Annotated in this window: 3 protein-coding genes; 1 reads left to right on the forward strand and 2 read right to left on the reverse strand. The window is 69.5% G+C overall.

The features are described 5' to 3' along the window. The first annotated feature begins 557 nt into the window (after positions 1–557). Positions 558–2,933, forward strand: coding sequence for a YbhN family protein (locus ACIHAD_RS43725; protein WP_397360744.1), 2,376 nt, complete (start codon positions 558–560; stop codon positions 2,931–2,933). A gap of 41 nt (positions 2,934–2,974) precedes the next feature. On the opposite strand, the gene mgrA is transcribed toward ACIHAD_RS43725, so the two are convergent. Together mgrA and ACIHAD_RS43735 are read right to left on the reverse strand one after the other, a co-directional pair. Continuing rightward, positions 2,975–3,973: an L-glyceraldehyde 3-phosphate reductase gene (gene mgrA / locus ACIHAD_RS43730; RefSeq protein WP_397360745.1), complete on the reverse strand. Its 999-nt coding sequence runs from the start codon at positions 3,971–3,973 to the stop codon at positions 2,975–2,977. Then, on the reverse strand, positions 3,970–6,060 hold the full coding sequence (locus ACIHAD_RS43735) for a S9 family peptidase (RefSeq protein ID WP_397360746.1): 2,091 nt from the start codon (positions 6,058–6,060) through the stop codon (positions 3,970–3,972). The genes mgrA and ACIHAD_RS43735 overlap by 4 nt, the downstream gene beginning before the upstream one ends. Between the last annotated feature and the right edge of the window lie 434 nt (positions 6,061–6,494).

The following is a 6,494-nucleotide window of genomic DNA, read 5'->3' on the forward strand; positions in this document are numbered from 1 at the left end:
CCGGCGACGCCGCCGTACAGGGCGGCCTCGGCCGGCGTCTTCGCCTCTTCCCCGCCGGTGGACAGCCCGCCCGCCGCCCCCGCAAAACCGCCGGTCCGACCTCGTGAAAGAACTCAAAGGTGAACGGTTGGAGTTCCACCGTGTACCCTGCCTCGCGCAGCCTGGCCGCGACGTACTCGGCCGACACGTCGTGACCGGGCCGCCCGGCCGCGCGGTTTTCCCCGTGCGCGCCGGCGATGGAGTCGAAGGCCCGGAGATGGCCGAGCACGTGATCGACCGAGATCGTGTCCAGCAGCCGGGCGTCGGGGGCGATGAGGGCCGGCAGCAGCATCGCGAGAGTGAACATGCCATGAACGTCCCAGGGCTTCATGGCCTCCACTCGCGGGCAGGTCAATGCTGGTCGAGCCCTTACCCGGCGCGCTCGCCGGGACGACGAACGAGGACACTGGAGATCAGAGATCGTACGGTCCGGCCGGGAAGGTGCAGAATCACTGTCGGTGGCCGAAATCAGGGAACGAGATGATGACACGGAGGACCTCGCGGAGGGGGATCCAGCCGTGGCCGAGCCACGCGCCGACGGCGGCGTCTACGTAGTCGAGCCGCTCCTTCCCCAGCGGTTGCGGCGGCCGTCCGACCTGCTGCGCTTCTTCGCGACGCTGATGGTGCTCGGGGCGGTGATCCTGCTCGCCCTCGTCGCCAAGCAGACGCTCAACGGCCTGGAGCAGGACGTCAAGGTGGGCGCCGAGATGGTGCCGCTGCTCAGCCGGGTCGCGGCCTTCATCGGCAGCGCGGCCGTGCTGATCGTGCCCGCCGCGTTCGCCGTCGAGCGGGTCTTCCACCGCGACGGCCTGCGCGTCGCCGAGGGCCTGATCGCGGCCATCATCGGCATGGCCGGGTCGTTCCTGCTCGGGCAGTGGATCGAGGCGAGCAACCTGACCGACCTGCGCATCCTGCTCACCGGCGACCGCGAGATCGAGCCGCTGAACACACTGCTCACCTCGGTGATCGCCTACACCACCGCGGTCCGCATCGCCCGCCGCCCCACGTGGCGCATGCTCATGTGGACCTCGATCGCCCTCTACATCCTCACCTACTTCTCCGGCAGGCAGATCACCCTGCCCAGCGCCATCGTGACCGTCCTGGTCGGCATGGCCATCGGCTACGCCACCCTCTACGGCGTCGGCAGCCCCAACACCCGCCCGCCCGGCAGCGCCGTGGTCGCCGCGCTGCGCAAGCTGTCGTTCTCGCCCGTCTCCGCCCGCCGCATCGAGGACGACCACCAGGGCAGCCGCCGCTACGCCATCGGCCTCAAGGACGGCACCAGCCTCGACGTCACCGTCCTCGACCGCGACCGCCAGGTGGCCGGGCTGCCGTACCGGCTGTGGCGGCGCATCAGGCTCAACTCCGAGACCAGGCGCAGAGCCATCCGCTCGCTACGGGCCGAGCTGGAACGCGAGGCCCTGATGGCGTACGCGGCCCAGGCCGCCGGCGCCAGCACGCCGCGCCTGCTCGGCACCAGCGAGATCGGCACCGAGGCCGCCCTGCTCGCCTACGAGCACATCGAGACCCGCCCGCTCGACGAGGTGCCCGACGCCGAGATCGACGACGCCCTGCTCGCCCAGATCTGGGAGCAGGTCGAACTGCTGCAGATCCAGCGGCTCGCGCACCGGCGGCTCACCGGCGACAGCATCCACCTCGACCGCGCGGGCCGCGTCGTGCTGACCGACGCCCGCAGCGGCGAGATCGCCGCCGGCGACCTGCTGCTCCGGCTCGACATCGCCCAGCTCCTCACCTACCTGGCGCTGCGCGTCGGCGCCGAGCGCTCGGTCCGGGCCGCCGCCGCCGTGATGGGACCCGACGCCCTGGCCGCCGCCATGCCGCTGCTCCAGCGCATCGCCCTGACCAGGGAGACCCGCTCGGCCCTGTCCAAGGCCAAGAACGTGCTCACCAGCCTGCGCGACCACATCGTGGCGCTCAAGCCCCAGGGCAAGGTCGAAGAGGTGCGCCTGGAGCGATTCCGCCCGCGCACCCTGATCACGATCATCGCCAGCACGGTCGCCGCCTACGTCGTGCTGTCCCAGCTCAGCAAGATCGACCTCTACAAGGTGGCGACCACCGCCAACTGGGCCTGGTCCGGCCTGGCGCTGATCGCCTCCTTCACCAGCTTCGTCGCCGCCGCCCTCATGCTGCGCGGCTTCGTGCCGGAACGCCTGCCGCTCTGGCGTACCGTCCTGGTGCAGTTCGCGTCGTCGTTCGTCAAGCTGGTCGCGCCCGCCGCGGTCGGCGGGGTCGCGATCAACACCCGCTACCTGCAGAAACGCGGCATCGCGCCGGCGCTCGCGGTGGCCAGCGTGGGCGCCTCGCAGCTCATCATGCTGGTCTTCCACATCGCCCTGCTGCTGCTGTTCGCCTACATCACCGGCTCCGACGCCGCCACCTCCTTCACCCCCTCGCGCGGCCTGGTCGTGGCGATGCTCGCCATCGCGCTGCTGGTCGCGGTGGTGCTCGGCGTGCCGCCGCTGCGCAGGATGGTGACCGTGCGGATGCGCAGGCTGTTCTCGAACGTGCTGCCCCGCCTGCTCGACGTGCTCCAGTCGCCGGCCAAGATGATCGAGGCCGCCTTCGGCACGCTCATGATCACGATCGCGTTCGTGGCCTGCCTCGACGCCTGCGTCGCGGCGTTCGGCGGCCAGCTGAGCTTCACCGCCGTCGCCGTCGTCTACCTCACGGCCAACGCCATCGGCTCGGCCGCCCCCACACCGGGCGGCCTCGGCGCCGTCGAGTACGCCCTCACCCTCGGCCTGGTCGCGGCCGGCCTCCAGTGGGACCTGGCCGCCTCGGCCGTGCTGCTGCACCGGCTGCTCACGTTCTGGCTGCCGGTGCTGCCGGGCTGGGCCGCCTTCACCTACCTCCAGCGGCACGAGGCCCTGTAGACCGCCCTCGGGCGGCGCGGGGCCCCGTGCGCCACAGGTGATCAGCGGGCCGACGTGACCGGTTCGGTGATCTTGTCGATCGCCGCCAGCTCGTCCTCGGTGAAGACCGGGCCGTCCACGCACGCCACGTTGTCCTCAAGCTGCCCGACGCTGCTCGCCCCGATCAGCACGCTGGTCACCCGCGGGTCCCGCAGCGTCCACGACAGCGCCATCTGGGCCAGCGTCTGCCCCCGGCCCCTGGCGATCTCGTTGAGGTCGCGCGCCAGGTCCCGGTCGATCTGGTCGGCGCTCAGGAACCGGCTCGTCGCCGCCCGCGACCCCTCGGGCACGCCCTCCAGGTAGCGGTCGGTGAGCAGCCCCTGCGCCAGCGGCGAGTACACGATGCAGCCCATGCCCGCCTCCTCCAGCACGTCGAGCAGCCCGTCGTCCTCGATCCACCGGTTGATCATCGAGTACGACGGCTGGTGGATGAGCAGCGGCGTGCCCAGCTCGCGCATGATCCGCGCGGCCTGCGCGGTCTGCTCGGCCGAGTAGTTGGAGATGCCCGCATAGAGCGCCTTGCCCGAGCGCACCGCCCGGTCCAGCGCCCCCATCGTCTCCTCCAGCGGCGTGTCCGGGTCGGGACGGTGGCTGTAGAACACGTCCACGTACTCCAGGCCCATGCGGGTCAGCGACTGGTCGAGGCTGGCCAGCACGTACTTGCGCGACCCCCACTCCCCGTACGGCCCCGGCCACATGTCGTACCCGGCCTTGGTGGAGATGACCAGCTCGTCCCGGTACGCCGAGAAGTCCTCCCGGAGGATCCGCCCGAAGTTCCGCTCCGCCGACCCGTACGGCACGCCGTAGTTGTTGGCCAGGTCGAAATGCGTCACCCCGAGGTCGAACGCGCGCCGCAGCACCGCCCGCGAGTTCTCGATCGGCCGGTCGTCGCCGAAGTTGTGCCACAACCCCAGCGACACCGCCGGCAGCCTCAGCCCGCTGCGCCCGCTGCGGTTGTACGGCTGGCGCTCGTACCGCCGCTCGTCGGCCCGGAAGCTCACGCCGTCCCCCTCTCGATGATCCAGGACAGCGCGAACGCCTCCTCGCGCCAGGCGTCGTACCGCCCGCTGCGCCCGCCGTGCCCCGCGCCCATCTCCGTCTTGAGCAGGAACGGCCCCCCGGACGAGGTCGCGCGCAGCCGCGCGATCCACTTGGCCGGCTCGTGGTACAGCACCCGCGTGTCGTTCAGGCTGGTGATCGCCAGAATCGGCGGGTACGCCCTCCCGTCCACGTTCTCGTACGGCGAATAGCTCTTCATGTACGCGTAGACGTCCGGGTTGTGCAGCGGGTCGCCCCACTCGTCCCATTCGATCACCGTCAGCGGCAACGACGGGTCGAGGATCGTGTTGAGCGCGTCCACGAACGGCACCTCGGCCACCACCCCCGCGAACTGCTCGGGAGCCAGGTTCGTCACCGCGCCCATCAGCAGCCCGCCCGCCGAGCCGCCGCGCGCGACGACCCGCCCGCTCCAGCCGCTCGCCTTGAGGTGCTTCGCCACGGCCACGAAGTCGGTGAACGTGTTCCGCTTCCTGGTCAGCTTGCCGTCCTCGTACCAGTGGCGGCCCATCTCGCCGCCGCCCCTGACGTGCGCGATGGCGAAGACGAACCCGCGGTCGAGCAGCGACAGCCGGGGAACCGAGAAGCCCGGGTCGATCGAGGTCTCGTAGCTGCCGTAGCCGTAGAGCAGGGTCGGGGCCGGCGTCGTGGTGTCCTTGCGCTTGACGATCGAGATCGGCACGCGGGTGCCGTCCTCGGCCGTCGCCCACTCGCGGAACTGCTCGTAGTCGCCCGCGTCGTAGCCGCCGAGCACCGGACGCTGCTTGAGCAGGATCAGCTCGTGCGAGTCCAGCTCGTAGTCGTAGACGCTCGGCGGCGTCACCATGCTCGTGTACGCCAGCCTGAGCCGCGTGGTCGTGAACTCGGGGTTGCCCGCCGGGCCGACGTCGTACAGGGGCTCGGGGAAGTCGATCTCGTACGCGTTGCGCTCGGCCGCCTCGATCCGCTCGCGCCAACCCGCGCCGGCGGCGCTGTAGGGCAGCACCCGCAGGCCGGTCAGGCCGTCCCGGCGGAAGTGCACGACGGCGTGGTCGGAGAAGGCGTCGATCTCCAGCAGCCGGGTGTCCTCGCGGTGCCCGATCAGCGGGGTCCAGGTGCCGGGCTCGTCGATGGGGGCCGTGGCCAGCTCGAAGTTCTCGGCGTTCTCGTTGTGCAGGACGTAGAAGAAGTCGCCCGCGTGCTCGACGCCGTACTCCACGCCGGTCTTCCTGGGCCTGACGACCTGGAACTCGCCGGTGGGGTCGGCGGCGTCGAGGATGCGCACCTCGCTGGTGATCTTGCTGCCCGCGCCCAGCACGAGGTACCGCTCGCTGCGGGTCAGCCCGATGCCCACCCAGTAGCGCTCGTCGGTCTCCTCATAGACCAGGACGTCCTCTTCCGTCCCGAGGGTGTGGCGGTAGACCTGGTAAGGACGCCAGGCGTCGTCCACCCGCGTGTAGAAGAACGCCGACCCGTCGGCCGACCAGGCGCCGCCGTAGAAGATGTCCTCGATCTCGTCGGGCAGCACCTCGCCCGTCTCAAGATTCCTGAACCTCAGCGTGAAGCGCTCGGCGCCCTTGTAGTCGGTCGAGTAGGCCAGCATCGTCCCGTCGGGCGTGACGGCGCTGGTGCCGACGGAGAAGAACGCGCTGTCGCCGGCGAGCTCGTTGCCGTCGAGCACGACCTGCTCGCGCTCAAGGCGCTCGCCCGGGGTGATCTGCGGCGGCGCGTCACTGTCGGCCGGCACCCGGCAGGACACCGCGTACTGCTTGCCTTCCTCGGTACGCGTGAAGTACCACCACGCCCCCTTGCGGCTCGGCACCGACAGGTCGGTCTCCTGAGTGCGTCCCTTGATCTCCTGGAAGACCTGTTCCTGGAGCTCGGCGAGATGTGCGGTGTGCTCTTTGAGAAAGTCGTTCTCTGCCTCCAGGTACGCCGTTGTGTCCGGGTCGTCCTTGTTGCTTAGCCAGGCGTACTCGTCGATGAACGTGTCGCCGTGATGGATGCGCTCAGTCGGTACCTTCTTCGCCACTGGCGGCGTGTTGCTGCTCACGGGGGCGAGTCTATGTTCGGCCGTGATCGTTCTGTGGCCGGGAGAGATGACGAACGCGTCCCGAGTGGTCGGGAGCGCTGCTAATCTTTAGGAGCCGACGAGGTGCGGCGCAACCCACTCCCTTCACTCCGGTGATTTCGGTGCGTTGCGACGCCTACGACGGCAATCCCTTCTGGCTCGCGGGTTTGAAGATCGGTTCGCTAACCGAGCGACAGGCTGGTAAGTTAGAGGGGTTGTCCCGGAAGCGGGGCGCGACTTAATTACCGCAGGTCGAGCAAGTCGAGTCAATTTGACAGAGACTTGAACGGCTGAAAGAATTAAGACACAACGAAAGAACGCAAGACGAAATGAGCGCCTCCGAGCGGGGATCCGGGAACGGGTTCTGGTGAGGAAGTACGCGTCCGTTTCTTGAGAACTCAACAGTGTGTTAAAAG

This window comes from Nonomuraea sp. NPDC052265 (genome assembly GCF_044547985.1).
Lineage (GTDB): Bacteria > Actinomycetota > Actinomycetes > Streptosporangiales > Streptosporangiaceae > Nonomuraea.